Origin of the sequence: Staphylococcus sp. GDY8P198P (genome assembly GCF_017891615.1) — a bacterium.
Classification (GTDB): Bacteria; Bacillota; Bacilli; order Staphylococcales; family Staphylococcaceae; genus Staphylococcus; species Staphylococcus cohnii.
In genome coordinates this window covers 344,678-369,370 of the sequence record NZ_JAESJQ010000001.1, presented here as the reverse complement: position 1 = coordinate 369,370, position 24,693 = coordinate 344,678, and the positions used below count along the sequence as shown (strand labels likewise).

At 31.5% G+C, this 24,693-nt stretch carries 32 protein-coding genes and 2 pseudogenes; 11 read left to right on the top strand and 23 right to left on the bottom strand.

The features are described 5' to 3' along the window. Positions 1–101: 101 nt before the first annotated feature. On the bottom strand, positions 102–236 hold the full coding sequence (locus KA824_RS12945) for a hypothetical protein (protein ID WP_258230505.1): 135 nt from the start codon (positions 234–236) through the stop codon (positions 102–104). A gap of 212 nt (positions 237–448) precedes the next feature. Between KA824_RS12945 and KA824_RS01565 the strand changes: the two genes are divergently transcribed. Beyond that, positions 449–625, top strand: a complete 177-nt coding sequence (locus KA824_RS01565; RefSeq protein ID WP_181187406.1) for a hypothetical protein — start codon at positions 449–451, stop codon at positions 623–625. A gap of 104 nt (positions 626–729) precedes the next feature. On the opposite strand, the gene merA is transcribed toward KA824_RS01565, so the two are convergent. The 3 genes from merA to KA824_RS01550 all read right to left on the bottom strand — a co-directional run bounded on the left by merA (position 730) and on the right by KA824_RS01550 (position 3,042). Next, positions 730–2,052, bottom strand: a complete 1,323-nt coding sequence (merA, locus tag KA824_RS01560) for a hypothiocyanous acid reductase MerA (RefSeq protein ID WP_107383849.1) — start codon at positions 2,050–2,052, stop codon at positions 730–732. Beyond that, complete coding sequence (hypR, locus tag KA824_RS01555) at positions 2,039–2,473, bottom strand: redox-sensitive transcriptional regulator HypR (RefSeq protein WP_107383848.1); 435 nt, start codon at positions 2,471–2,473, stop codon at positions 2,039–2,041. The genes merA and hypR overlap by 14 nt, the downstream gene beginning before the upstream one ends. Positions 2,474–2,637: 164 nt before the next feature. Then, positions 2,638–3,042, bottom strand: coding sequence for an SRPBCC domain-containing protein (locus tag KA824_RS01550; RefSeq protein ID WP_107383881.1), 405 nt, complete (start codon positions 3,040–3,042; stop codon positions 2,638–2,640). A 339-nt stretch (positions 3,043–3,381) separates the two neighbouring features. On the opposite strand from KA824_RS01550, the gene KA824_RS01545 reads away from it, so the two are divergent. Then, complete coding sequence (locus tag KA824_RS01545) at positions 3,382–4,119, top strand: poly-gamma-glutamate hydrolase family protein (protein WP_107383847.1); 738 nt, start codon at positions 3,382–3,384, stop codon at positions 4,117–4,119. Between the two features lie 95 nt (positions 4,120–4,214). Then, a complete protein-coding gene (locus tag KA824_RS01540) occupies positions 4,215–5,519 on the top strand; it encodes a TrkH family potassium uptake protein (RefSeq protein WP_119517705.1) in 1,305 nt (434 codons plus the stop codon). A gap of 99 nt (positions 5,520–5,618) precedes the next feature. Here KA824_RS01540 and KA824_RS01535 read toward each other — a convergent pair whose 3' ends face one another. The 10 genes from KA824_RS01535 to KA824_RS01490 all read right to left on the bottom strand — a co-directional run bounded on the left by KA824_RS01535 (position 5,619) and on the right by KA824_RS01490 (position 11,595). After that, a complete protein-coding gene (locus tag KA824_RS01535; RefSeq protein ID WP_107383845.1) occupies positions 5,619–5,855 on the bottom strand; it encodes a hypothetical protein in 237 nt (78 codons plus the stop codon). A gap of 173 nt (positions 5,856–6,028) precedes the next feature. Next, a complete protein-coding gene (locus KA824_RS01530; protein WP_107383844.1) occupies positions 6,029–6,718 on the bottom strand; it encodes a hypothetical protein in 690 nt (229 codons plus the stop codon). Between the two features lie 142 nt (positions 6,719–6,860). After that, complete coding sequence (locus KA824_RS01525; RefSeq protein WP_107383843.1) at positions 6,861–8,177, bottom strand: peptidoglycan recognition protein family protein; 1,317 nt, start codon at positions 8,175–8,177, stop codon at positions 6,861–6,863. A 202-nt stretch (positions 8,178–8,379) separates the two neighbouring features. Further along, positions 8,380–8,568, bottom strand: a complete 189-nt coding sequence (locus KA824_RS01520; protein WP_046207074.1) for a hypothetical protein — start codon at positions 8,566–8,568, stop codon at positions 8,380–8,382. A gap of 220 nt (positions 8,569–8,788) precedes the next feature. Beyond that, positions 8,789–9,277: a GNAT family N-acetyltransferase gene (locus KA824_RS01515; protein ID WP_107383842.1), complete on the bottom strand. Its 489-nt coding sequence runs from the start codon at positions 9,275–9,277 to the stop codon at positions 8,789–8,791. A 152-nt stretch (positions 9,278–9,429) separates the two neighbouring features. Then, positions 9,430–9,960: a hypothetical protein gene (locus KA824_RS01510; protein WP_107383841.1), complete on the bottom strand. Its 531-nt coding sequence runs from the start codon at positions 9,958–9,960 to the stop codon at positions 9,430–9,432. Between the two features lie 130 nt (positions 9,961–10,090). Then, complete coding sequence (locus KA824_RS01505; RefSeq protein WP_107383840.1) at positions 10,091–10,342, bottom strand: GlsB/YeaQ/YmgE family stress response membrane protein; 252 nt, start codon at positions 10,340–10,342, stop codon at positions 10,091–10,093. Positions 10,343–10,681: 339 nt separating this feature from the next. Further along, positions 10,682–10,957 carry a hypothetical protein gene (locus KA824_RS01500; protein ID WP_107383839.1) on the bottom strand — a complete coding sequence of 92 codons (276 nt, stop codon included), beginning with the start codon at positions 10,955–10,957 and terminating at the stop codon, positions 10,682–10,684. Between the two features lie 118 nt (positions 10,958–11,075). Then, positions 11,076–11,276 carry a hypothetical protein gene (locus KA824_RS01495; protein WP_233431507.1) on the bottom strand — a complete coding sequence of 67 codons (201 nt, stop codon included), beginning with the start codon at positions 11,274–11,276 and terminating at the stop codon, positions 11,076–11,078. Positions 11,277–11,406: 130 nt separating this feature from the next. Further along, positions 11,407–11,595, bottom strand: coding sequence for a hypothetical protein (locus KA824_RS01490; protein WP_107383837.1), 189 nt, complete (start codon positions 11,593–11,595; stop codon positions 11,407–11,409). A 99-nt stretch (positions 11,596–11,694) separates the two neighbouring features. On the opposite strand from KA824_RS01490, the gene KA824_RS01485 reads away from it, so the two are divergent. From KA824_RS01485 to KA824_RS01460, 7 genes and pseudogenes are all read left to right on the top strand, one after another. Then, positions 11,695–11,835, top strand: coding sequence for a hypothetical protein (locus KA824_RS01485; RefSeq protein WP_154409604.1), 141 nt, complete (start codon positions 11,695–11,697; stop codon positions 11,833–11,835). Between the two features lie 125 nt (positions 11,836–11,960). After that, positions 11,961–12,167: a hypothetical protein gene (locus KA824_RS01480; protein ID WP_107383836.1), complete on the top strand. Its 207-nt coding sequence runs from the start codon at positions 11,961–11,963 to the stop codon at positions 12,165–12,167. A gap of 24 nt (positions 12,168–12,191) precedes the next feature. Further along, positions 12,192–12,329, top strand: coding sequence for a hypothetical protein (locus KA824_RS01475; protein WP_181187407.1), 138 nt, complete (start codon positions 12,192–12,194; stop codon positions 12,327–12,329). 20 nt (positions 12,330–12,349) lie between these two features. Continuing rightward, positions 12,350–13,141, top strand: a complete 792-nt coding sequence (locus tag KA824_RS01470) for a hypothetical protein (protein WP_107524090.1) — start codon at positions 12,350–12,352, stop codon at positions 13,139–13,141. 8 nt (positions 13,142–13,149) lie between these two features. Next, positions 13,150–13,257: pseudogene (locus KA824_RS12995) on the top strand (hypothetical protein); the annotation flags it as partial. A gap of 28 nt (positions 13,258–13,285) precedes the next feature. Continuing rightward, positions 13,286–13,604 (top strand): annotated as a pseudogene (locus KA824_RS01465) (tyrosine-type recombinase/integrase); the annotation flags it as partial. Then, positions 13,604–14,455, top strand: coding sequence for a CPBP family intramembrane glutamic endopeptidase (locus KA824_RS01460; RefSeq protein WP_157948818.1), 852 nt, complete (start codon positions 13,604–13,606; stop codon positions 14,453–14,455). The pseudogene KA824_RS01465 and the gene KA824_RS01460, both read left to right, overlap by 1 nt. Positions 14,456–14,514: 59 nt before the next feature. On the opposite strand, the gene rpsR is transcribed toward KA824_RS01460, so the two are convergent. Genes rpsR through rpsF form a run of 3 tightly spaced genes read right to left on the bottom strand, consistent with a single transcriptional unit; the run spans position 14,515 to position 15,643 of the window. Continuing rightward, positions 14,515–14,757, bottom strand: a complete 243-nt coding sequence (gene rpsR / locus KA824_RS01455; protein ID WP_002484306.1) for a 30S ribosomal protein S18 — start codon at positions 14,755–14,757, stop codon at positions 14,515–14,517. A gap of 49 nt (positions 14,758–14,806) precedes the next feature. Further along, positions 14,807–15,319: a single-stranded DNA-binding protein gene (gene ssb / locus KA824_RS01450; RefSeq protein WP_107385199.1), complete on the bottom strand. Its 513-nt coding sequence runs from the start codon at positions 15,317–15,319 to the stop codon at positions 14,807–14,809. Between the two features lie 18 nt (positions 15,320–15,337). Then, positions 15,338–15,643 (bottom strand): 30S ribosomal protein S6, encoded by a 306-nt coding sequence (gene rpsF / locus KA824_RS01445; protein ID WP_019469843.1) that lies wholly within the window; start codon positions 15,641–15,643, stop codon positions 15,338–15,340. A 390-nt stretch (positions 15,644–16,033) separates the two neighbouring features. Between rpsF and KA824_RS01440 the strand changes: the two genes are divergently transcribed. Beyond that, positions 16,034–16,831, top strand: a complete 798-nt coding sequence (locus tag KA824_RS01440) for a GH25 family lysozyme (RefSeq protein WP_107385198.1) — start codon at positions 16,034–16,036, stop codon at positions 16,829–16,831. A gap of 292 nt (positions 16,832–17,123) precedes the next feature. On the opposite strand, the gene ychF is transcribed toward KA824_RS01440, so the two are convergent. The 6 genes from ychF to KA824_RS01410 all read right to left on the bottom strand — a co-directional run bounded on the left by ychF (position 17,124) and on the right by KA824_RS01410 (position 24,436). Then, complete coding sequence (gene ychF, locus KA824_RS01435; RefSeq protein WP_107385197.1) at positions 17,124–18,221, bottom strand: redox-regulated ATPase YchF; 1,098 nt, start codon at positions 18,219–18,221, stop codon at positions 17,124–17,126. Further along, positions 18,222–18,437 carry a DUF951 domain-containing protein gene (locus tag KA824_RS01430; protein ID WP_046836920.1) on the bottom strand — a complete coding sequence of 72 codons (216 nt, stop codon included), beginning with the start codon at positions 18,435–18,437 and terminating at the stop codon, positions 18,222–18,224. A gap of 20 nt (positions 18,438–18,457) precedes the next feature. After that, positions 18,458–19,342, bottom strand: a complete 885-nt coding sequence (locus KA824_RS01425; RefSeq protein WP_107385196.1) for a mechanosensitive ion channel family protein — start codon at positions 19,340–19,342, stop codon at positions 18,458–18,460. A 401-nt stretch (positions 19,343–19,743) separates the two neighbouring features. Continuing rightward, complete coding sequence (locus tag KA824_RS01420; RefSeq protein ID WP_107384209.1) at positions 19,744–20,112, bottom strand: Na-translocating system protein MpsC family protein; 369 nt, start codon at positions 20,110–20,112, stop codon at positions 19,744–19,746. 181 nt (positions 20,113–20,293) lie between these two features. Beyond that, complete coding sequence (locus tag KA824_RS01415; protein ID WP_107384207.1) at positions 20,294–22,906, bottom strand: DUF2309 domain-containing protein; 2,613 nt, start codon at positions 22,904–22,906, stop codon at positions 20,294–20,296. Beyond that, positions 22,907–24,436 carry an NADH dehydrogenase subunit 5 gene (locus KA824_RS01410; protein WP_107384206.1) on the bottom strand — a complete coding sequence of 510 codons (1,530 nt, stop codon included), beginning with the start codon at positions 24,434–24,436 and terminating at the stop codon, positions 22,907–22,909. Positions 24,437–24,693 lie beyond the last annotated feature (257 nt).

Sequence of the window (24,693 nt, the reverse complement as noted above, 5' to 3'; positions counted from 1 at the left end):
TATAATCATTCTACGAACACTGTCATAAATTGACGCGTTAAAAGCACCGCCTGATAAATATCGAACCGATTCTACGACACTACCATTATATTTTGCTATCACTATATGTGTTCAGCATTCATAACTGCTTTAATCTTATCCTTATTATGCCCAATCCAACCATTTGAGTGAAACATTTTCATAAAGTCTCCTAGTTTATTTGTATCCAATACATAAGTATGATCAATTCTCCTCATATTACATCCTCAAATTTATGTTTATCAATCTATTTCATAGCTTTCTATACCCGTACATTACATAATCATTTATAATATATTTAAATAGTTTTTTGATGTCACATCACATATTATGTGTAAAGAATAAGGATGCGTTAATTTTAGTAGTTAACAGGGTAAATATATAGTAAAAGTGTTATTATTTTATCGATAAATGTAAGGAGGGACGCAAAATGTGGATTGTTTCAATATTACTCATTATCGTTGGTATTGTGTTGCTCATCATAAATAACCGCACACCAAAAAGTGAAGGTGTCGGCAAAAAACAAAGTTTAGTAAGCTTTGGCGTTGTTTGTTTAATCATTGGTATTTTCGGATTTATAGGTCAGATTATTAGATCAATCATATAACATATAATATAAAAAAGAGCAGGGTAGAAATCCAATTAAACCAGATTTCTTAACCCTGCTCTTTTTGATTCGACATTTTTTAATAAGTGTTAAAACTATTTGCTTTACATATTAAATAAGTCATTAAATGATTCAACCATTGTAGGATGTGTATAAATATTTTCTTTTAATACTTCATATGATAAGTGTTGGTCAATTGCTAATTTTACTAAGTTAATAATTTCCTCAGATTGTAAGCCGTATAAAGTAACTCCTAATATTTCATTTGTTTCTTTATTAACTACTGCTTTAAACAAACCTCTTGTATCATTGTTTATTTTATGACGCGGAATTGTGTTTACAGGTACTGCATTTTCTAAAATTTGATAACCTTGCGCTTTGGCTTCTTCTGCTGTTAAACCTACACGTGATAATGGCGGATCAATAAATACAGTGTATGGCACAGCACCGCGATTTTCAGTAGTACGTTCGCTATTACCAAATAATTGATCTTTTACAATTCTGAAGTCATCCAATGAAATATACGTGAATTGCATGCCACCTTTAACATCACCTAATGCATAAATATTTGGCACATTCGTTTGTAAGTTTTGGTTTACTTTGATTTCTCCACGTTCGCCAATTTCAACATCCGTATTTTCTAAACCTAAGTCTGTATTAGGTTTACGACCAGTGGCTAGCAATACCGCGTCCGCTTCATAGCTACCTTTCGTTGTGTGTACTGTCGTACCAGATGCATTATCTTCAAAACGCTCTGTATCAGCATTGAATACCAGATTAACACCTTTATTTTCAAGATCTTTTTTAACTTCTGCCACAACATCTTTATCTTCTTTAGGCATAATATCATCATGTTTCTCTAAAACTGTTACTTGTGTATCAAAGTTCGCAAACATAGAAGCAAATTCTAGAGCAATATAACCTCCACCCACAATAACTAAACGCTTAGGTTGCGTTGCCAATTCCATAATGCCAGTAGAATCATATAAATGTTGTGATGTTTCTATACCTTCAATAGATGGAATAATTGGTTGTGCGCCTGTATTAATCACTATATCTTCGGCAGTAATTGTTTCTTGCACCTCACCACTTTCATCTAATAATTCTACTTCATTATTAGACTTAAATGCTGCAGTATAATCTAATACGCTGATATTATCATCATCTGCTAAATTATGATAATTCTTATTGTTTAGCGCATTTACTACATCGTATTTTCTAGAAAAAGCTTGTTCAAATGACCCGTGCGCTAAACCTTCATGTACAAGTGTTTTTGAAGGAATACAACCTATATTAATGCAAGTACCACCATACATTTTTTGAGATTTTTCAACTATAGCTACACTTTTTCCTTGGCCAGACGCAAATTTCGCTAAAGTTTTACCACCTTTACCAAATCCAATAATTAATAAATCATATTTTTTCATAATTGTCCTCCTTAATCGTTTCATTTAAGACATCTTTAATCGTTACATTTTGATAATAATGAATTAATAACTCTTCTTCTTTTTGATGAAATTTAAACATCGTGTTGCCTATTTCTCTTGAAACTTCACAGTCACTGCCTGCATCACCAGTAAATAAGCGCCCTTCCGAACGGTCTTCTTTAAACATCACAAATAACTCAGACAAATTAACATTTGCTGTCATATCATTAGCTTGATATCCTCCAAATTTACCTCTTGAAGTTTCTAAATAATGATGTTGGTTTAACTTACGTGTTACCCTGCGTAATTGAACCGGGTTAATACAAATACGTTCTGCTAATTCATTGCTGCTAAAACGCTCATCATAGTGCTTTAGCAAAAAAGTCAGTAAATGAACTGCTATATTGAATTCTAAATTCATAGAAATCACCTTTTATTTTTAATTGAAACTTTTATAGTTACATTTAAACACATTAAACTATATTGTGCAAAAGTTTTGTTTTGATATTTGCAATGTGTATTAAAAAAGATTGAAAGAGCGTTCAATGTTAAACATTGGCCACACTTTCAATCCTTATTGGACAGTTACATTAATGCACCTCTTATTTTATTGCCATATTCTAAATATGATTTCAGACAACTAAGCATATATACCCAGCCTTCTTTTTGACCTAATAGACGTTCTACATCGTTTTCTTCAATATCTTTTTCTGTAGTAGTTACAATTGTATGGTTATCATCACCATCCAATTCAATAGTCACATGATTATTGCCCCACTTGAAATGAATTGATTCATTTTCAACAATACTTTCTATTAAAATATCGATTTCAGCATTATACTCTTCGTATCGTAAAGTAATCGTTTTACCTTCTTCCCAACGTTTAGAACTAGAAGAAAACCAAAATCCTCCGATATATTCTGGATTGACAAAAGCTTCAAATACTTGATCACTAGATACATTTACTTGCATTTTAGTTACTATATCCAAAATGCCCACAACCTTTCTTTTAAAGTTAAACATTTTATAATCATCTAATAATAAGAACATATAATTATATTGTCTTAAGAGATTCAGCGATTATTAACTGAACAGAAAAAGACTTAACCTTACATGATAAAGAAAACCAGAAATTATTAACATGTGTATCATAAAAACTCGACAAATATACATTTCATTTTCTATCTACTTGCTCTATATTTCATACCCCAAAATGTAAATTTCATTACACTGCTATTAACATAATTGTAAATAACATATAATCTATATAGTATTAATAAATTTGTTATACTTTACTAGTTAGTAAATATTTTTGTTCAGGAGCTAATTATGAAAAATATTCTAAGTACTTACGTATATTATTTAATTATGCTTGTTATTGTTGGCATAATACTGATTAGTCTATATTTTACATATATATGGAACAATAACCAGTCATCAAATCAGGATAAATATCAAAATTTCGCTCAATTAAAATCAGACACAGTGAAACAGCGTGATTGGCAAAGAAATATTAAAAAAACAAACAATAAAGATATACTCATCACTGCCATTCATGGTGGTGGTATAGAACCAGGCACCTCAGAATTAGCTAAAATCATTTCTAAAAAAGGCGACTTTAATTTATATAGTTTTGAAGGATTATTAAAATCAAATAACAAACAATTGCATATTACATCTACCAATTTTGACGATCCTAAATTGAACGAAATGACTAATCGTTCACAAGAATCTATTTCTATACACGGATTTCAAGGCGATAAAGATACCGTTTATATTGGTGGTCAAGATAAAAAAATGGCGCAATCCATAAAAAAAGAATTAGAAAAAGAAGGATTTAATGTAGAAAAAAGTCCAAATAATATTAATGGCCGTTCTTCTAAAAATTTCATTAATGAAAACGACTCAGGTTCAGGTGTTCAACTGGAAATATCTACATCTATTAGAAAATCATTTTTCAAAAAGGACAACTTAAACAGAAAAACGAGAGAAAATACGAATAAATACCGAGATTCAATTTATGATTTCGCAGAAGCTGTCACTAAAGGGATTCATTCACAAACATAAAATTTTATTTTTTTCAGTTTACTTGTATCAATGGACTTGATTTTTTTAATAATGAGTATAAAATACTGATTATTAAAATACGAAGGACTTTAAAAATGAGACTATTAAACAAGCCGTTATATATGTATTTAATGTTGTTTTCATTAACCACAATCGTTGGAACCTTATTGTTATATTTACCGGTCACAGGTGTAAAACCTTTAAACTTTATAGACGCATTTTTTATTTCTGCCAGTGCCTTCACAGTTACTGGCCTAGCCACTATAGATATATCTAGCCAATTTAATTGGTTAGGCGATACGATTATTTTATTACTTATTCAAATTGGTGGATTAGGAATAGTCACTGTAACACTTTTAACACTTATTCTAATGCATCGAAAAATCAGTTTAAGAAACCGCTATTTGATTATGACAACATGGAACATTGAGACACCTGGTGGCGTCATCAAATTGATTCTACAATTTGTCGTTTATAGTATCTTTACAGAATTCATTGGGGCAATATGTATCGCACTATCATTTATTCCAAAATATGGCATTGGTAAAGGAATATTTTTAAGTGTGTTCACTTCAATTTCTGCTTTTAACAATGCTGGTTTTTCATTATTTAATGACAATATGATGGGCACTGTTAATGACCCTATAATAACTATTATCGTCCCAATCCTTATAATCATGGGTGGCATTGGACCGCTTGTCTTTTTAGATATCGCTACAACTAGGAAGTTAACTAAATTAACCGTACACTCAAAAATTGTATTAACGACATCGGTCATACTGATATTCATTGGTTGGATTGTATTTTACTTTTTAGAATATAACAATTCTATGACACATTTATCATTTTTAGAAAAACTTGGCGCTTCATTCTTTCAGTCTGTTACTACGCGAACTGCTGGTTTTAACAGCGTCGATATCGGTCTAATCACACCACCCACTTCAGTATTATTAATGCTATTAATGTTTATTGGTGGTGCTCCTATCAGCGCTGCAGGTGGTATTAAAGTAACAACTTTAGTCTTAACGTTATTATTTATAAAAAGTACATTAAGAAACGAACAGCACCCTTCTATTTTCAAAAAATCTATAAATGACCATACACTAAAAACTGCTGTGGTCATTACATTTTCTGCCGGAGCATTTGTTATAATCGTCTCATTTATAGTAAGCTATTTAAATTCAGCAATATCTTATACTAAAGTATTATTCGAAGTAATTTCTGCTTTCGGCACTGTTGGACTATCGATGAACTTCACGACATTTTATGATAACCCTACGAAAATAGTTATTGTGCTAACAATGTTAATTGGTAAAATTGGTATACTTACATTTCTCCAATTATTTATTACTGAAAAAAACCAAAAATTTCATTATGCTAAAGAAAATGTGCATCTATAAAGAAATAAAAATAGACCAGAAATTAGCTTTTAATTTCTGGTCTATTACTATTTCACATAAATATTCGTTTCAGTATCGTCTAATCAAATCTTAATAACATTATTTCACTTTTCTTAAAATTGTAGATGTTGTCGCACAAATAATAGTCATTAATACCAAGGTAGTCATAATTACCATATGTGTACCAGATACATCGAATCCTATGCTAAAGTTCCCAGATTGATTATTGATAAAACCGTTAACAAACACAAGCACTAATACACTTATTACACATAAAATACCAATCACATCAAATAAAAATTTAACATATGGATATTTAATACCTTTAGTTAACATCTGTATCACCTCAACTTTTACGAACTTTCTATATAACACATTAACAATTCACTAATTTCGATTACATATAATGTATCACACTATATATAATCATAAAATATTTAGAATTGTTAATCCCATATAAGTCATGATTAAAATATTTCAAAATTGTTGTTATTTTAAGACTCAACTAATCAATCATTAACCAATTGTATACTTTGGGCCAACCTTTTAATTTGTGCGTTGTCTGTTGCATTAATTTCAACCGTTTCTATATCTTGTTCAACTGCATTTTTAGTGACTTGATAAATATCCTCAGGGTTCGAAGATGCGCTTGATTCCCATCTATAAGGTATTTTTTCATAAACATTAATAGTTCCATCCCCATTACTACTATAAGTGATTGAACCACCCACTTTCATTGGCGCTTCTAATTTAACGACATCCTCAGGATACATTGCACTCTTTTCCGCATTTTTATTAACGGGCGTTCCTTTTGGATATTTTTTGACATAAATATTTTTGACATCTTTAACCATACCTAGTTGATGCCAAATACGTGCGTATTCGATTTTTGAAGCACTTAAACCATTTAAATAACTTTTACTATTATCATTATTTTTCATTTTTGAAGCATTATCGTTTTTAGACGTTGGGTCTTTACCCTTGTCATTTTCAGCCGATGAATCTTTATGTAATGATTGATCCGTTTTCACTTCACTTTGTTCTGTAGATTGACGTTCCTCACGTTGATTATTATCTTCATCCTGTTTGTTTGTATCACTGCTTTGTTCAATGTCATTGTTGCTTTCTTCATTGTTCCCGCATGCTGTCAGAATCACTGATAAAAATAATAATGACAGTATTAAACTGAACTTTTTCATTATCTATACCCACCCATAATTTTATATTATTAAAGTAACACGAAATTATGACGTTCACAATTATATTAATAAAAAACAATTTTTGATTTATTAAAAAAACGAGCGCCGTCTAATTAGACGATGCTCGTTCTATGCAACACTTCTATTTTATTTTTAGAATTTGCCCAACTTTTAAACTATTAGAACTCAACTTGTTATCTTTTTTAATTTTATCTACAGTGGTACCTTGATTTTTAGCGATGCTGTATAATGTATCACCTTTTTTAACCGTATATGTCTTAACTAGATATAAGATTTGTCCTTTACTAATATTATCCGACTTTAAATGGTTCCATTTTTTTATGTTTGCCACACTAACTTTACTTCGTTTTGAAATATTATATAGTGTGTCTCCTTCAACCACTTTGTGCGAATCGCCAGTAATGGAATCACTTGGTGTGCTTGGATTTTTCAACTTTAGTACTTGCCCTACAGAAAGCGTGTTGCTCGTTAATTTATTCCATTTCTTAATATTATCTATTGAAACGCCACTTCTTCTCGAAATGCTATACAGCGTATCACCTTTTGATACTTTATATGTGCTGCCAGTAATTGCTCCGTCACTACCTCCACCTGATAGAGATTTATAGTGTTTCTGTACTAAACTGTAAAACTGGTTCATGTTATAACCCCATTGTCCGAAATAGCCAACCGGATCTGAATGATCTGAACCACCCCAATATTGGCTTACCGCATTGTGACTTATAATTGTTCCTGTTCCTTGATTATTGTCAGCAAGCGAAGGTTGTAGCCCATTGGCTTTCAACATTTTTGCAGTTAAATATGCTTGGTTATTAACAGATCTGGCGAACCCATCAAATGTGTTAGATCTTGTTAATTCAATTTGATAAAAATATGGATTGGCATTAGCACCTGCGCCCCAAGCTAAATATTGACTTGGCGCAGTTTGAACAATTTTATCACTACCCGCATACGCATGCACAAACGCACTATTATAATTGTTGTACATGTAATTTACTTCACCATCGATTGTACTGTTCGGATTTGCAGTTTCATGTATTACTACACCAATATATTTACCAGATTTATAATTATACTTTGGTAAGTTATTCATTCTGGAATCTTGTACGATTTTAGCTGGTTTTATATTATTATTTGCTATGTATGTATTTACATCTTGATACGCTCGATTTGCCGAAAAACTTCTCATTTCAGTATTTTGACGTTCACCATCTTTATTATGTAACTTTAAATCTCCTGGTGTTAATGCATTTTTCAATTGCTGTGGACTCATTTTTTGAGCTTTTTCATAATCAATGGCTTTGCTCGTATTTTCTTTGTTTTGTGTATCATTTTTCTTCGTATCTTGCGTGTTTTTATTTTCTTGTGCTGCAATTGCAGTTTGTGACAGTAGCAAGCTCGATACTAATAACAATGAAACACTAAATCTAAACTTCATAACGACATCTCCTTAAATAAAATATTAATACGGTTAATATTAGGTAACCAAAAATTTCACTTACAAAACTTCTTTAATTCATTCTATATTAATATTGAATTAATTACAAAATGAAATATTATTTTATACTTCATATTAATGATGCTTTACCTTTCCAAACCAAAATTAAAATGTCGTCACTCATTTGAGCAACGACATTTTATTAAATATCTGTAAAAACACTAGACAGTATCGCAATCAAAGCCACCACTAACACAAGTACTAAGATGGAATCTATTTTTCTTTGATTACGTTGATTCATAGGTTTTCTGAACTCTTTTAATGCTTTAAAACCTGCGATTAAAACAATAATTAAACAGACTAAATGAAATAACAACGCAAACACAGCCATCACAATCACCCCAAGTCATATTAATAAGATTTTCAAAGCGTATCATTACATAAAAATATAAATCTCTTATGAAAAGGTAATATAATTTATTTATCCATACCCTTTCTATACATTAAACTAACAACCACTTATTTTTCCATTCGAAACTATGGTTTTGGTTCTATTTCTATAATAAATTATTAACTTATTTTAAAATACCATCGTTTGGCTTTAAACATAATTATTTCAATATCAATTGATAAAAAGCTAAGTCCAACCATCTGCCAAATTTGTAACCGACACTTTTTATATTTCCACAAAATTCAAAGCCATATTTTTCATGTAATTTAATACTAGCGGTATTTGATGCGTCAATACCTGCAATAATCGTCTTATAATTGCTGTTTTTGATATCTTCAATTAATTTAAGTAACAGTTGTGAAGCTATACCTTCATTTCTCGTTTCTGGATCAACATAAATCGAATGTTCTACAGTGTGTTGATACGCTGGCCAATTTCTAAACGAGCCATACGTTGCAAATCCAACAACTTTGCCATCTTTTAAATATACAAAAATGGGTTCGTTTTGCTCTAATTTTTTATGAAACCAAGTTTCTCTTTCTTCAATAGTTACTGGCTCATATGTATAAACTGCAGTCGTATTTAATATTGCATAATTATATATAGTTAAAATCGATTGTAAGTCTGATTGTCGTGCTTGTCTGATCATATCGCTTCACCTCAGGTTCATTGTATATTTAAAGCAAATCTTCAGCAAATCTATGTCATAAAACATAACAAAAACACTCACCATAACCTTTAAGTTATCAAATGAGTGTTTTTCATAAAATGTTTATATATATACACAAAGCACAAAGTGTATTATTTATTAATAAATTGTAATTCATAAAGTTCTTTTTCATCATACGTATTAAATCTATCTAATTTACCATTGAGCATAATTGTTTTTACTTTTCTACTAACGTTATGGTAATAATTAATTCTAATATTTAAATTAGATTCATAACCATTATTTTGAATTGTACTTTGCAATTCATCAAAAACGTCTTTATTAATTGGTAATAAATAACCTTCTTTACTTGGTAATATACTTACATATTTCTTTTGAATTACGTTATCTTCATTAAGAATAATTTCAATCTCAATATCTTTTGCTGCCCCGCCACCTAGATTAAACAATTTTAAATAATCTTGATGTTCAACAGAATCAGAACTTGTATTAATCATTTGTAATTGATTATCTTTGTCTAAAGAAAGTAAAATTTGATTAAATCCGAGCGCAGGAATAAAACTTATTTTCATTTGGTACAGTTGTATTGAAACTGAAACAAAATAAAATAGCGCCATTATAAAAGTTCCGATAGAACCAATAGCTGAAATAATGTTTATCATACTAAACCACCTTTATATTATCATTGAGAGATGGTTGTTGATTATCGTAATATTTTTACAAAAAAGATCATAATTTCTACCCGTTATAATAAAAATTTTTTCTAACTTTTTGTAAGTCGATTTAACTTAATTATTTTTTTCTAAGTAACTTAATGATAAGAGAAACGATAAATATTAGTACAATTGAGCCAATCAATGCTGGGAAAATTGGTACGCCGCCCCATACTGGGCCCCAAGTACCTAGCAATCTACTACCAATCGCAGAACCAACTAGACCTGCAACAATATTACCAATGATACCTCCTGGGATATCTTTACCTACGATAGCGCCTGCAATCCAACCGATTAGGCCACCTACAATGATCATTATTATAAAACTCATATGCATAAACTCCTTTTTATTTGTATATTTTCAAACACATGAATATTACGATAACCAACATGAAAATACAATACCACAATTACTTTATTTACGTAAATAGTAATTAATATTTTTAAATACAAAAAGACCCCTAATAAAAGGGGCCTTATAACGGGAGTTATGAATCTTCTGCATGCCCAAGGGCACACAGAAAACCCATCTCCTCATTTTTGCACACCCGTGGGCATGCAAAACTAATTATAAAACTACGTGACGCTAATGTAAATCTTAAATTTGTATATTTTAACACTTACTTGATTTCATCTTACAATTTTAGTGATAAATTTCATGCATAACCCCTTATAAATTATAAAATATAATCGCTATTATTACGATAAAGAGAATATCAAAAAGGATTATCTTGATATTTTTTTCCATAACGTGCGGTATCGCACCTATGATTAAGCTTAGTATAATAAGTACGCCAGACCCGTTAACAACATAGTCTAGAAATTTCCATTCAAAGATCAAAGCTAGAATCAATGAGGCAAATACTAATATCAAAGCTGCTATGCCTAATGTGTTTGCTATAACTTCTATTTTCTGATATTTTTTCTTATTATTTTCATGATTCATAAAATTCCTCCAAAATGCTATATGAATATTCATTTTAAAATACTTAAGATTAATATTTATGTTTTTTAAATTTCTGTTAGTGGATTATATAGTGTAGAAAATACTTTAGTTAAGGCTTTTAATGGTTATTTTTCTTTGAAATTTCGATACTTTTATAAAGTAAAAAGCCTGCATTTAAAACAGTTATTATTGCAAAAATCACTGTAATAAAACTATTAAGGTGATTAAACGCTCCAAAAGCAAATAATAGTACTAAAATTACATTCATAAAATTAGCAATTATAAAACTCGTATCCATATTATTTTTCAAATTTCTCACTCCTGTTGAACTAATATTTTTAGAAAAATACCTCACTCATATTTACATAAACTTATATATTAATTTAATTTATTAATAATGTGCTGAATTATCCAGATGTCTGTATAATTATTTAATACAATACCTACACTTAGTAATTATCTTCTCTTTCTTTTCTTTTGTCTCTCAATGCTTGAACCATGTAATAGATATTTACTGTAGTCACAATTAAAGCACCAATACCTGCTGTAATAGAATTAATGTAAAATGAATAAACAGCAAATATGAGCGCACCTACAAATATAATAAATGAAACAACTATCTCCATATTATTCCACATATAAATACCCCTTTTTGTTATAATAATATTTCCATGCTAACATACTTTTTATAAAATATATGTTGTATCCATCCAAATCATTCTAGGAGTTGACATAATTTGAATAGATTAATTGTTGATATGGGCTTTTGGTATGAAGGACATACACTTTCTTATCCTTTGATATTTTCAGATTGTACAGTTACATATAGTATTTTGGAATTAAAAGTACTTTTAGAATATTACGAAAAGGATTCATGATGGAAGAATTATACAATTGCATTAATGGATTTCGAGACAAAATACAATAATGCTAGATAGTTAATTACATATTTTTGATTCCAAATGTTAAAAAGCAGAGGATTAATATTTGAGGAGTGGAGAAAATGAATAAGAAAATGGCTATACACCATACAATTAATATCATTTTAATGATAACACTCATTATTTTTAATTATACAAATATTGGTGGATTTACCACTTCATTAATATTAGCAGTATTTTTTATGGCTAATGCAATTTTATTAATACGAGCAAGTACGAAAAAAGTTAAAAAAGATGGCGTTACGATAGATGACTATAACAAGAAGTAATATAACTTTATGAGGAGTGATATGATGAAATTTGGCAAATATAAAATTGATGAGTTTTATCTAATCATGATTGGTAGTTTTTTAATAACATCTATTTTTGTACCATTCATGCTCATTTCAGCTGTGTTAATGGTTATTTTAGGATTAGAAAAAGATGAATAATATAACAAAGGGGTTTTTAGATGGATGAACAAGCAATTCAACACTTTTCTGAATCTTTAAGCGGGCTGATTAATTATATCAACTGGGGTTCTATGCTTTCATTTATAGCAACTCTAATTGTCACTATTAAAAAGCTTTCACCTATGGATTCTTCTGTAGACGTAAAAATCATAAAAAATATCAAGCCTGCGATGTTTCCAATTGCCCTCATCATAATAACAACTATTATGATTGTTGTATTAAACGCATTAGCTGTATCATTTTTTAATGAATTTTCAATAAAACCTTATTTTTATTTATATGTTAATTTAGGAATTTTCGTTATTTGGTTTATAATTTATTTCCTCTTAGGATTTCAATCAAAATTAAGGACCTCTTTGATATCCTATGACATGACTGAATATCAAAAACACCTATATGCTCATAATAAACAAAAAAGAAAAACTGAACTTAAAGTTTTTTCTAGGGTCAGCAATAAAAAGTTGCTTTCAAATTTCAAATTTAATTTTTATAGAAAAATGATTGAAAAACGTTATCCTAAAACAAAACAATACTCGCGTTTAAAAATCACAATCCTTTATAGATATATTATTTTAATTTTTATTTTTTTAGGTAGTCTTATAAATGGTTTTTTAATCTTTATACTTTCACTTGCTGGCAAAGATCCTATGATTATCCTTATCTATGCCTTTATAATACTTATATTATCAATACAATTTTTCTATACATACAATTACAGTATTACTATGAAAAACTATGACCACTTAAAGCACTATAGAGAAAATAATACTGAATCCGACAAGAAAAGATAACATATGGCATGAGCAAATTCACTAATAAGTATAATCAAACTCAATATCGGTTCTATGAGAAGAACAAAGACCCATACACAGACAAATGGGAACGTGTAATCGGTTGTCTAAATAAAATGAAGAACATTCGCATAAAGAATCTCATTGCTCTTAAATGACCGTATAGAGAACAAGTTAGATGATAAGTATATAGATAGGTTATATATTTACCAACACTGCTTGTAATCCTTTTGACTTAAACAAGGTGAACAATATAATTAAGTTAGTTCAATTAGTATGCGTGTCACAACACACACTACGTCATACGCATATATCTACACTTGCTCAATTAGGAATAAACCTAAAAGCTATACAAGATAGAGTTGGTCACAGTGATTATAAAATCACACTAGAAATATACACCCATCTTACAGATCAAGTGGCTAAAGATATGATGAACATATTAGAAAGGATGTATATATAGTGAACACTAAGAACTTTAAATTTACCAATCTTATATTTTACATTATTATAACTTGTCTTATTTTTATCATTTCAACTAACACTCCTCAGTTACTAGACAAAACGAATTTACCTAATGACATACCACAATTATTTAGCGGTTTATTGTTCACATTACTTACCATTAGTTTTATTCTATTTATCTACAAGCAAACAAATAAGAATATCATAACTGATATAGGTTTATTAAAAAAAGCTAATAGACCATTAATTATTACTTTAGTATTACCGATAATCTTATTCATGCTATCAATCCTTTTAGGTTTTGCAACCGGAACATTACATAACTTATCTTTGAGTTCCGATGGCAGTGCTTGGTATGCTTTTCTTTTAAATATTTTAGTAGCTTTTTTATATGAAGCTTTCCCAGAAGAGTTACTAATGCGAGGCGTTATATTTAGCGAGTTACGAAAAAAGCTTTCTTTTTTCTCCACATTATTTTTATTACCTTTTATATTTACAATAATTGGATTTCTAAGTCACTTAATTGGTACACTTATTACCACAGGGAACTTAACATTCCCTCCTTTGGTATTATCAATACAGTTATATATTTTTGGAATAACATTACAATTATACAGAGAATATTCAAACTCGATCTGGCCTAGTGTACTATTCCATTTAATTTGCTTAGAACTAACGAGATACGTTTTCAACCAACAAAATAATCCTATCATAGTATTCAATGAATCTTTTACAGGTAGTATGTTATTAATTGGTTTATTCTTAACTATGTATCTAGGTAGTATTATCACATTATCTATATTACTTATATTTAAAAGAAAAAATAAAAAGTGCCCTTTTCACAAATAAAAATCCACAAAAATAACCCCGTAGGTATATGCCTACGGGGTTTTCAGATACAATATCTATTATTGTTCTTCTTTAACATATGGTAATAATGCCATATGACGAGAACGTTTAATAGCTAATGTCAACATACGTTGATATTTAGCTGAAGTACCTGTTACACGACGTGGTAAAATTTTACCGCGTTCTGAGATAAAACGTTTTAATAATTCTGTATCTTTATAGTCGATGTGTGTAATTCCGTTTGCTGTGAAATAACAAACTTTTTTACGACGACGTCCGCCTCTTCTTGGTCCACCTGCCATGGTAACTGCCTCCTTTTAATAGTTTTTTAATTTTATGCGTTCATTATAATTAGAATGGTAAATCATCATCACTAATATCAATAGGGCCGTTTGCATTTGCAAATGGGTTATCTGATTGATTATTGTTTGATGAATTATTATTATTGTTATTGTTTTGATAAGATGACGTATTTTGTCCGGATTGTTGTCCACCAAAATTCTGGAAATTATTATTTCCTTCTTGAGCATGACGCTGATTTTGGTTTTTAGGTTCAAGGAATTGAACGCTATCGCAGACAACTTCAGTTACAAATATACGACGACCTTCTTGGTTTTCATAGCTACGTGATTGAATGCGACCGTCAACGCCAGCTAGACTACCTTTGAATAAGTAGTTATTTACATTTTCTGCTTGTTTTCTAAAAACAACGCAGTTAATGAAATCAGCTTCGCGTTCCCCTTGCGCATTTGTAAACGTACGATTTACTGCTAGAGTAAAAGTCGCAACACTCACGCCTGAGGGTGTTGTTCTATATTCTGGATCTTTCGTTAAACGACCGACTAAAACAACTCTATTTATCATTTAAACGACCCCCATTTATTATTTTCTTGTCTTATCTTCGTCTTCACGAATTACGATATAACGGATGATATCGTCTGTGATTTTAGCTAAACGTTGGAATTCGTCAGTCGCTTCATTGTCTTCAGTTTGGATACGTACGATGTTGTAGTAACCTTCACTGAAATCATTAATTTCATAAGCTAAACGACGTTTGCCCCAATCTTTAGTTTCTAAAACCTCTGATCCGTGAGAAGCTAAGATACCGTTGAAACGTTCAACGACAGCTTTTTTAGCATCTTCTTCAATGTTCGGGCGAACGATGTACATAACTTCATATGTTCTCATTTTATAATTGCACCTCCTTGTGGTCTATGCGGCTCACCATCATTGTGGTAAGCAAGGAATAATTTTCATTACTCACAATCAAGAATTATAGCACAGAGCTTTACATTTTACAATGATTATCAGACGTTCAAAATGACATTTTTGCATCATGTTTCATATGAAACATTTTATCAACTCAGCATCCACAGCTCGCACATTAATACAAATATTTATATAAAAAATTACATATTATATTCACTTTAAAATGATTATAAATAAATTTAAAAGTCATTCCAGATAAACTTGATAAATCATTTTAATTCTAATAGCATATCATGTACGTTCTTGATTTGTATCATTACAATCATAGGGCGTGTTTACATAACTCAAAATTAATCAAAGGAGATTTATATGACTTCAGTTATTAAAAAAGGATTGCTGTCCATGAGTGTCCTGTTTGCCACTACAATAACATTTAATACTGTACACGCAGCTGAAAATACAGCAAATCAAAAAGGAACAATGGGATATGGCTATCAAAAATATATTGAAAAGCATCCGGAAGAAAAAAATAATGAAACTCAAGAAAGTGCCTTTCGTTCTAACGCCAGTACAACAGCTTCTGGTGAACGTGTCTTAGATATTTCTGAATGGCAAGGTAAGCTTTCAGCGCAACAAGTCAAAGATTTAAAAGCAAATTATGATTTCATTATTATTCGTGCACAATATGGTTCTGAAAAAGTCGATGCGGCATTAGAGCATAACTCAAATTTATTAGATAAATATAACTTAGATTTTGGTGTTTACTCTTATAGTATGTATGAAAACCCTGATGATGCCAGATATGAAGCACAAACCTTGTACAATCGTGCACCTAAAGCCAGTTTTTATATTAATGATTTTGAAGAAAATACTGTGACATCGGGTACCGCTGATGAAAGTACAACTGCATGGTATGACAAAATGCGTAGCCTTGCAGGAGACAAAAAAATCTTATTTTATTCATATGAAAACTTTATGAAAGAACATGCTACAGAATCAGTGGGACAATATGATGGCTATTGGCTCGCTAACTATAACCAAGAACAACCAACGCAAGAACATGTGTTATGGCAATATACAGATAGCTATGCCTCACCTGAATTAAACCAAAATGTCGACGCCAATTATACAGGGCCTGGTGTAGATACATCGTGGTTTACATCTTAAGTTTTTCATTGCAGCATTCGTAATATTATTTTGATAGGTAAAACTTAACACAACCAACGTCATGTCACTTTTATTTATAACCTATATTCGAATCACCGTATATTTTTATGTATTTCATTCATCAAGAATTAAGAAGTATATATAGTTTAAAATTTTAACCTTATGCCAGTTAAATTTAATGAAAACATTTCTATGAACCAAATGAATATTCTAGACTCCCGGCATACTCACTATCCAAATTTCTGAAAAAAGCTTACGCATTACAATATTAAGTAACGCGTAAGCTTTTATTTTATACATTAAATCTAAAGTGAACGATGTCTCCATCTTTCATGATATATTCTTTACCTTCTAATCTTTGTTTCCCAGCTTCTTTAGCACCATTTTCACCATTAAACTCTACATAATCATCATAGCTTGTCACTTCTGCACGTATGAAGCCACGTTCAAAGTCAGTATGAATAATCCCTGCACATTGTGGAGCTGTCATGCCTTTAATGAATGTCCATGCACGTACTTCTTGTACACCCGCTGTAAAGTAAGTTGCCAAACCTAATAAGTCATAAGTTGTGCGAATTAAACGATCTAAACCAGGCTCTTCAATGCCTAAATCTTCTAAGAACATTGCTCTATCATCATCATCCAATGTAGCAATTTCTTCTTCAATCTTAGCACTGATGACAATGACTTCTGAACTTTCTTTACCAGCATATTCACGAATAGCTTGAACTTTTTCATTATCTTCATCGCCAATTTCGTCTTCTCCGACATTAGCAATATATAACATTTCTTTAGATGTTAATAATTGTGCTTGGTTTACGTATTTTTGATCTTCTTCAGTAAATTCTAAACTTCTTACTGGATTACCTTCTTCTAAAGCTTCTTTAATTCTTGATAAAATGCGAACTTCATTAACCGCATCTTTATCTTTTTGTCTTGCCATTTTTTCTAATTTTGGTAGACGTTTTTCAACTGATTCCAAATCCGCCAATACAAGTTCCATATTGATAACTTCAATATCATCAATAGGATTAACACGACCAGAGACATGCGTCACATTATCATCATCGAATGCACGTACGACTTGGCAAATTGCATCAACTTCACGAATATGAGATAGGAATTTATTTCCTAATCCTTCACCTTTTGAAGCCCCTTTAACAATCCCTGCAATATCAGTGAATTCAAAAGTTGTGGGAATTGTTTTCTTTGGTTGTACCATATCTGTCAATACATCTAATCTACTATCTGGAACTTCAACAATCCCAACGTTAGGATCAATCGTTGCGAATGGGTAATTCGCTGCGAGCGCACCCGCTTTAGTAATTGCATTAAAAAGTGTTGACTTCCCTACGTTTGGAAGCCCAACGATACCTGCTGTTAGAGCCATTTATTCATTCTCCTTATTTTCAGTATCTTGATGAGATACTAATATTTTTTTCAGTTTTTTATTAAATGTTTGTCGCGGAATCATAATGCTTCTTTGACAATTTTCACATTTTATTCGGATATCTGCCCCTACACGAATGATTTTAAAACGATTCGTCCCACAGGCGTGTTGCTTTTTCATCTCTACAATGTCATTTAAACCGTAATTTGATGTCATTCTGTCACTCCTCCGAATATTTAAGCATTATTTTGTCGATTAGGATCATATTGTAACATCATCGGCTTAGGTGTTTTAATATCTTTTTGCTTAAACAATTTAAATATTTCTTTTCTTAAAATACGCGCTCCGGAAGCACCTTCGCCCGGAATTGTTTCAGCAGATACACTCAATACAATTTCATCTCGACTGATTGAATTGATACCAATAACTTGCGGTGTAGAGATAAACAAATAATAATTTGTTTGTATAGATTGAAAATGGTCTGTTAAGACATTTTCTACTTGATCAATATCTTCCTCTACTGAAACTGGGATTTCGACAATTGCTTCACCATTAGTCACTGAATAATTTGTAATCTCACCCATACTGCCATTTGGTAATGTCGTTAATTCACCTGTAATGGTATTTATTTTTGTTGATCTTAAACCGATGACTTTAACTGTACCTTCTGCAACAGTTGTACCACCATTATTTATTTTAACATAATCTCCTACATCAAATTGATTTTCGAATATAATGAAGAAACCAGTGATAATATCTTTAACAACTGTTTGTGCACCAAAACCAACAGCTAAACCAACAACCCCAGCACTTGCAATAATACCTTCAACACTAATACCAAACTTGCTTAAAATGGTTGTTAACACTACAAACCATACCACATACGCTACGATATTTTGAACTAATGATATTAATGTTGCTGAACGTTTTTTATTCGCTTTTTTACCTTTATTTTGTATTTTGAAAAATTGTTCTATTCCTTTATTAATAAAACGCAATACTATCCACGCTACTATGATATATATCACAATCATAATAAGATTGGAAATTAGCGTTTGATATGTTTCTGGTTTAGTTAAAGGTTCTATTAAGGAATACATGATACTTTTGATTTGATCCAATAATATTTCCTCCCTTAGTCAAAGACTCTTCTCATTCTATTATAATTATTTAAACTGTTAAACACATCCAACTTCCGACTAAATTTGTCTAACGAATAAACGTATCATTTTGGGTATATATCTACTTTCATTTACATAGAAAGCATGCTACAGCTTGTATGATTATAATCAGAAATTCCCATATTATCATTACCCACTTTATACTATCAATTTTTAATTATAGTTTATATAATTTTTACGTTTAATTAAATTTAAATTATGTAATTTAAAAAAGACAAAAGAAAAAGAACCATAATTTAAAATTATGATTCTCTAATACTCAGTAAGTAATATTACTACAAACATCCCATGAAATAAAGCATTTCCTCAGTTTTTAGTTATCACTTTCATCAATAATTTCTTTATTCTGCTATTTTTTGCTCAAGATTATTGTAAAGTTTAAATATCATGACACGTTCACCTGTTTTAGAACTTAAATCCGTGTGAAATCCTTTGACTGCTTCACCAGTAACTGAAAAAACAATATCATCAAGTGCTTCTATACCGGATTCTACAAGTTTAGATCTAGTACGTTTAATTGTTAATAATCCTTCATGTGTCTCACAAACTTTATATTCAGCTTGTGTCAACACACCTTGTAAACTAACAATAATCATATCACGCAAAATATCAGTTTTTACAGACAGTGAGCCACGACCAAGAAAGTCTTTTTCCCATTGTGTAATTGCTTTACTGATTTCAGACTCATAGGTACCTTTAGTTGTTTTCATGTCGAATGCATCTCCCATAGAATCAAAATTAATTGTCGTATTATTTAATAATGCTAACATTATCATTTTTATATATTTTTCTCCATAGTTATGCGCAATTACCTAGAAAATAATTTGATAAATCATATAAAAATCATTTGCTTATTCTGTCCATTAACAAATCGGAACAGCGCTTTTTAAGTTAATCAACTGACCAGTGTTGCCAATTACCAAATTCATCAATACTTGCCAATTTAACCCATCCATTGTGTACCTTTTGATAAAAATCATGATGTTCATTTAATAGCTGTTTAATATAATCATTTGGCGCGTGCACGACAATGAGTAGTCTAATAGGAGAATGATACATTTTATTGTCTGCCGACATTACAGATTGCCAAGGTAGACCCGTCAACAAATCACTCGCATTACCTTGCATAACACCTATACCTGCCGTAATTGTCTGTGTTGTTTTACTACCGCTACCATAATAATGCGGTGCGACAGTTGAGGCATAATACTGTAAATTAATCCATTGAGCCACGGTAGCTGGGCCACTAATGATATTCGCTAAGAGGCTGCCATCACTATCTTGTTCCCAATCATAATTGTGTAAAAATGCTCGCCCTTTTAAGTCGCTGTTTTTTGTTAAATCACGTGGCCCTATAATAAACGAAGCGTTTCTCGCTAAGCCCCATTCTGGTCTAATCTCACTCCAATCGTTTGATAAACGATGTACTTCTTTAATTGGGTCTTGTTTTAAGATGTGATTATCTGGTAATGCTTTCAATCGTTGTGCATTTGCTCGATAAGTAATATCAGACATTGCAGTTTGAATTTGATTCAAAGCATTTTGCGCAGATTTTGACATAGTTGGTAAGTATATCCAATTTAATTCATCGGTAGATGTTTGGTGCTCTGCTGCCGCAAAGACAGTGTCTTCTGGAATGACAATACCTCTCTCATTTAACGCTGTTCTAACTTCAGCTAAGTTACAAAGCTGTGCTAATACCTTCGCGTTAAATCCGCTCGCTGCGCCACCACACGCACCACAGTCAAGTGAAGAAGCATATGGATTGTTCGCACTTTGACTGCCATGCCCACACAATACGATTAATGGCGCAAAATCTAAAGTTAATCCCATTAAGCGCAATGATTGTTGCGCATAATCTACTTTTTCTTCATTTGTAAAACCCACTGGTATACCCTCTTCATGAATATTACGATGATCTAAGGATAACGCTGTGTCATTTGGTTTTTGTAACCAACTATCATAAAACTTTCGTATCAATTGTCCTATTGGTCTCGGTGCGAAACTTCGTGAAAACATTTGAAGTGTTAACCAAGGGCCACTTAATTCTGGCAATAGTAGACTCGGCAAAGCATTTTGTTTCATTTTTTTAAATGTATACGTAATCGATTTTAGTATATGTTGATGCTGACGAAAAGTTGTAGGTTCTTGCTCATGTGTGTATTCTTTAATTTTATGTTGCGGGAGGTTCATCACAGGTAAAGACGGATGACTATGTGATTGACCCAACGCTTCTTTGACAATTGGTAAACCAAAAAATCCTGCAATACCGATTGTTTCAAATGCACCAGCCGCTTCTATTTGACGTCGAAAAGGTTCCGAGCGTACGTCTATACAAAATGCCATTTGTACTTGCGGCTTTTGTCTTTCTTGCTCATTATCTTTATGTGTGTGTGTGGTTACAGTACCTTCCAATTGATGCTCGTATGTTGCTTCCCAAGCCGTTAATAAAATTTGTCTACGACCTTGTTTTTCAAATTGTAATGCAAAATTTATATAAGCGTTTTTTTCAAGTTTAGATAGTTGTTGCCATTGTTCTGTCGTAAACATACCAATAGACATCCAATGCTCTGCAAATTCATCGCGTTCATATGCTATTGGATTCTCTGCTGAATTCACAGGTAAATATGGTTCAACAATGGCCCATTCTATACCCAGACGAATAGCTAAATAAGACAATAACATTTGGTCAGCATTAGACGCTTGTTCATCTTGCCATAGCATCATACCAGCCCATCCAGGTAATGATAGCAAATGATTTTCCAAATATGTTTGATACTGTGCCTCAGCAATACCCAGCTTTTGTAAAACCATATGAATGAGCGATTCAGCTTGATTTGGCAATGTTTTCAAGCGTGAACGTTGTTGCTTGGTCAATGCTGGATCATGTTGTACCAAACGTTGCCATGCAAAGAATAAACCCTTTTCTCTATTAGGCATCGTCCATCCAGATTGCGCATCATCTAAATATAATTTGCACCATTTAATAACGTGATAATCTACAACATCTATCAACCGTCTATCATTTTTATCCGTAATATATGTACTTACTAATGGCACAGTATTAGTTTCATCGTCTAAATTTATTTTTTCATTATGTTGATTGACTTGTCTTTTATTTTCAGAATGACGCGTTACACCTACTATATTAGACAAATCTAACATCGCTCTAGCATAACTTTCAGCAAACTGTCTATCTATCGAGATCACCGATTGATTTAACCATTTTTGTAATTTAAATTCAATCATATCTTTATCAATTTCGTCACGCTGATATGCTTGTTCAAACATATACATTGTAGGATAGATATCTACGTCACGGACATTTGCTAACCATTGTGCCACATCTTTAAATTCATATTGCTCCAAATTTGACCAAGGGTTTCTTGCGGCAAACACAGAAATAGGCGATAAAGGAACGATAACCCTACTCGCTTTAGAAATTATTTGATCGATATCATCTTTGTGCTGATTTTGGTTTGTCATTTCTTTATGCTTTCCCATTTAGTGCCCTCCTTTTGACAAATAAGATTTTAAATAATTAGGATGACGTTCAACCGTTTCAACCTTTGCATCTCCTAAACGAACAATCCACATATACAGAATTGAAAATACGACAGAAGACCGGTGACGTGCTACCCAGGTACTAATCAAACTACCCAACAATAAAATGATTGCTACGGCAATAACGATAAAAGTAGGTGGTTGTACGCTGTGAATTGTCAGAGTATGTAAAGCATCTGAAAAATAATGATGCACCACAAAATAAACTGCACCTACAACGATGAGTATCGTCATACCTATAACACGGCCAAAATTGCCTTCACCAAAAGCTACTAACTGTGTCCATGAGACAGATAAGGACCACGCTAAGATAAGACCGCTCACTAGACGATAACTTTCTTCTGGTGCACTCAACCAAAAGCCTAACCCAATCAGGAACGCTAAAATACGGCCACTGACTATCCATACATATGACATTCTTTCATTTGCACGACTCGGTACACTAAAATGACGCACTGCTGATCCAGAGCGTAAAAATAAAGTCGCTTTGAATAAACCATGTAAAATCAAGTGAATGATTGCAGGAATATATGCACCTAATGCACACTGAATTAACATAAAGCCCATTTGGCCTATCGTAGAACCCACCAATAATCTTTTATAATCCACATGGACTAAACTAATGCCTGCACCTAGTAATACTGAGACACTTGCAAAAATTAATAAAATTACAGATGCAATGTCGCCACTAAAAATGCCTGAAAACCTGGTTAACATAATACCACCAGCATTAACGATACCAGCATGCATAATCGCAGAAACTGGTGTAGGTGCTGCTACAGATTCGATTAACCAACGTTGAAAGGGCCATTGTGCCGCTGGAATCATAACAGCTAGTACAATGAGTAAATTAATACCAAATTGTGCCAAACCGTTAAGCATGGATAGATGTGCTTCATTTAAAGCTACAGAATAATGCCATTCACCGGTAGATAATCCAATCCACAAAACAGCACTTAATAACGCAACCCAACTTAACATGAATAACCTACCTGTTACCTTCGCTGCTTCACGTGTAACTTTCCAGGCGCTTGTTAAACTAATCAAAATCGTAAGTCCTAATAATGTACATCCCCAACTGATCACCATAATTCTCATATCCGCAGTTAACCAAGCAAATGATGCGAAGGTAGTCGTAAAAGTAAATAAAGTGAAGTATTTTTTATAGCTTTTATCACCAGCTAAATAACGAATACAGTAACGTTGGATGATCACACCAATAACGAGGACAAAACCAACCATGGGCCAAGATAATACGTCAGACCGCCATATACCTATCTCTATATTTTTCTGTGACAATATAAGACCTAAGTTAGCCACAATTGCCGGTAATGCTACAAAATAAATATGTATTCGTGCATATTTAGGCGATATTTTTTTTATTAAGAAAAAGAGACTACTTAAAATTGAAATAATTAGAGTTAGAAATAATAATGTTATAAAAATATGCGCGTCAATCACGATTATCACCTTACCTTCTGTACTACGACATTTAAATTTATAATAGTAATAAAACACTTAATTTAAAATTATATTTTCCACGAAAAAAGCCGACAATTAATAATAAATCGATACTGACTTATTATCATTGTCGGCTTCATTACAACGCACATATGATGAGTGTTTTGCTTTGCTACCTATTATATATTCATTTATTTTAAAATATGCTAATTTTATATTTTTTTACGTTAAGACGTACAATTTCTTATTTCCACTACTATTTATTC

Excerpts from the sequence above, each read along its gene's own strand:
- KA824_RS01515 (WP_107383842.1), bottom strand. The coding sequence starts at position 9,277 with ATGATCAGACAAGCACGACAATCAGACTTACAATCGATTTTAACTATA.
- KA824_RS01525 (WP_107383843.1), bottom strand. The coding sequence starts at position 8,177 with ATGAAGTTTAGATTTAGTGTTTCATTGTTATTAGTATCGAGCTTGCTA.
- KA824_RS12945 (WP_258230505.1), bottom strand. The coding sequence starts at position 236 with ATGAGGAGAATTGATCATACTTATGTATTGGATACAAATAAACTAGGA.
- KA824_RS01545 (WP_107383847.1), top strand. The coding sequence starts at position 3,382 with ATGAAAAATATTCTAAGTACTTACGTATATTATTTAATTATGCTTGTT.
- KA824_RS01470 (WP_107524090.1), top strand. The coding sequence starts at position 12,350 with ATGGATGAACAAGCAATTCAACACTTTTCTGAATCTTTAAGCGGGCTG.
- ychF (WP_107385197.1), bottom strand. The coding sequence starts at position 18,221 with ATGGCTCTAACAGCAGGTATCGTTGGGCTTCCAAACGTAGGGAAGTCA.
- KA824_RS01565 (WP_181187406.1), top strand. The coding sequence starts at position 449 with ATGTGGATTGTTTCAATATTACTCATTATCGTTGGTATTGTGTTGCTC.
- KA824_RS01440 (WP_107385198.1), top strand. The coding sequence starts at position 16,034 with ATGACTTCAGTTATTAAAAAAGGATTGCTGTCCATGAGTGTCCTGTTT.
- hypR (WP_107383848.1), bottom strand. The coding sequence starts at position 2,473 with ATGAATTTAGAATTCAATATAGCAGTTCATTTACTGACTTTTTTGCTA.
- KA824_RS01475 (WP_181187407.1), top strand. The coding sequence starts at position 12,192 with ATGAAATTTGGCAAATATAAAATTGATGAGTTTTATCTAATCATGATT.
- ssb (WP_107385199.1), bottom strand. The coding sequence starts at position 15,319 with ATGATAAATAGAGTTGTTTTAGTCGGTCGTTTAACGAAAGATCCAGAA.
- rpsF (WP_019469843.1), bottom strand. The coding sequence starts at position 15,643 with ATGAGAACATATGAAGTTATGTACATCGTTCGCCCGAACATTGAAGAA.
- KA824_RS01430 (WP_046836920.1), bottom strand. The coding sequence starts at position 18,437 with ATGACATCAAATTACGGTTTAAATGACATTGTAGAGATGAAAAAGCAA.
- rpsR (WP_002484306.1), bottom strand. The coding sequence starts at position 14,757 with ATGGCAGGTGGACCAAGAAGAGGCGGACGTCGTCGTAAAAAAGTTTGT.
- KA824_RS01420 (WP_107384209.1), bottom strand. The coding sequence starts at position 20,112 with ATGAAAACAACTAAAGGTACCTATGAGTCTGAAATCAGTAAAGCAATT.
- KA824_RS01520 (WP_046207074.1), bottom strand. The coding sequence starts at position 8,568 with ATGGCTGTGTTTGCGTTGTTATTTCATTTAGTCTGTTTAATTATTGTT.
- KA824_RS01510 (WP_107383841.1), bottom strand. The coding sequence starts at position 9,960 with ATGATAAACATTATTTCAGCTATTGGTTCTATCGGAACTTTTATAATG.
- KA824_RS01535 (WP_107383845.1), bottom strand. The coding sequence starts at position 5,855 with ATGTTAACTAAAGGTATTAAATATCCATATGTTAAATTTTTATTTGAT.
- KA824_RS01500 (WP_107383839.1), bottom strand. The coding sequence starts at position 10,957 with ATGAATCATGAAAATAATAAGAAAAAATATCAGAAAATAGAAGTTATA.
- KA824_RS01415 (WP_107384207.1), bottom strand. The coding sequence starts at position 22,906 with ATGGGAAAGCATAAAGAAATGACAAACCAAAATCAGCACAAAGATGAT.
- KA824_RS01540 (WP_119517705.1), top strand. The coding sequence starts at position 4,215 with ATGAGACTATTAAACAAGCCGTTATATATGTATTTAATGTTGTTTTCA.
- merA (WP_107383849.1), bottom strand. The coding sequence starts at position 2,052 with ATGAAAAAATATGATTTATTAATTATTGGATTTGGTAAAGGTGGTAAA.
- KA824_RS01505 (WP_107383840.1), bottom strand. The coding sequence starts at position 10,342 with ATGAGTTTTATAATAATGATCATTGTAGGTGGCCTAATCGGTTGGATT.
- KA824_RS01530 (WP_107383844.1), bottom strand. The coding sequence starts at position 6,718 with ATGAAAAAGTTCAGTTTAATACTGTCATTATTATTTTTATCAGTGATT.
- KA824_RS01490 (WP_107383837.1), bottom strand. The coding sequence starts at position 11,595 with ATGTGGAATAATATGGAGATAGTTGTTTCATTTATTATATTTGTAGGT.
- KA824_RS01480 (WP_107383836.1), top strand. The coding sequence starts at position 11,961 with ATGAATAAGAAAATGGCTATACACCATACAATTAATATCATTTTAATG.